This is a genomic window from Pseudomonas sp. PS01303 (assembly GCF_029959385.1).
In the GTDB taxonomy this organism is placed as follows: domain Bacteria; phylum Pseudomonadota; class Gammaproteobacteria; order Pseudomonadales; family Pseudomonadaceae; genus Aquipseudomonas; species Aquipseudomonas rustica.
The window spans coordinates 1-1304 of sequence record NZ_JASCPK010000307.1; the positions used below are offsets into that span (position 1 = coordinate 1).

Annotated in this window: 1 protein-coding gene; it reads right to left on the minus strand. The window is 58.2% G+C overall.

Going from position 1 to position 1304, the window contains the following annotated elements; all coding sequences use genetic code 11:
* Window positions 1–118: 118 nt before the first annotated feature.
* Entirely contained in the window at window positions 119–1015 is an 897-nt protein-coding gene (locus QMX93_RS30695; RefSeq protein ID WP_212549199.1) for a bestrophin family protein, read from the minus strand.
* Window positions 1016–1304 lie beyond the last annotated feature (289 nt).

Genomic DNA, 1304 nt, shown 5'->3' on the forward strand with positions numbered 1-1304 from the left:
CGATAGCGGCAAGTCAGGCGACAACGATGTTGGCTGGCAATCCGCTTTCGCGAGCAGGCTCACTCCTACAAGGGTTTTGTGGTGCTCGTCTATATTGGGGGGTTGGGGAAATTTGGGGTCAGCTCAAGACATAGTCCACAGGCTTAAGCGCCGGCGGCATTTCTGCGCCGAGCTCCCAGAGAATGTCGCGCTCCAGCGTGCGTACCAGCGCATCCGTGGGCAGGTCGTTTTCGTCGCGGCCAAACGGGTCTTCCAACTCATCGGCAATCGCGTCGAGGCCAAAAAACGTGTAGCTGACAATCGCTGTGAACAGTGGCGTCAACCAGCCCAACGGTTCGGCCATGGCGAAGGGCAACAGGATGCAGAACAGATAAATCGTGCGATGCAGCAACAGCGTGTAGGGAAACGGCAGCGGCGTGGTTTTGATCCGGTCGCACACCGCCTGCGCTTGGGTCAGGCTGGTCAGGTGATTGGCGAGCAGCATGTAGCGCCACTCCGTCAGCTCACCGCTTTCATGCAGATCAGAGCACTGCTGGCCAACCGTTTGCAGAATTCGCCCGCTGTAGTCGGGCGTCTGCGGATCGGGCTTGGGCATGACCCATTGGCTGCTGGCATCCGCTTCGCTTTCTTTACGTAACCGGGCGTTCAGCGCATGGGCGAAGCCACACAGATTGAGCAGCAACGGCTTGCGCTCGGCGGAGTCACGGATGCCGTGGGTTTCGCGAATGATCGAGCGAATGTGCACGATCACCTCGCCCCACGCCTTGCGCGCTTCGTACCAGCGGTCATAACAGGCGTTGTTGCGAAAACTCATGAAGATCGACAGCGACAAACCGAGCAGCGTAAACGGCGTCGCGCTGACACTGGCGAAATAGCTCGGATGGAGGATTTCCACCAGCACAATGGCCGACGCCAACAGCGTGATCATCAGCGCGCGCAAGGCGATGCGTTTGGCGATCGAACCCTTGAGGGTGAAGAGGATGGCAATGGGATGAATCTTGGGTCGGACGATCATGCTGTTCTGCCCTGGTTATGCATGGGGGCGTGGCGGATCAACCGGTTGTGCAGCGCCACGCCGATGAGTCTAGTTGGCTGCAATGGCGGCGCAGAGTAAGAGCGCCAGAAAGGCGCGTCCAATCAGTTTGAATGACCGCACGATTGATCAAATTGATGACCCCTGAACCCCCTGTAGGAGCAGAGCTTGCTCGCGAAGGCGTAAATACAGTCAATGCATATTTCGACTGGATAGACGCCTTCGCGAGCAAGCTCTGCTCCGACTGATTTTGCGGTGTTTGAGGACGCGG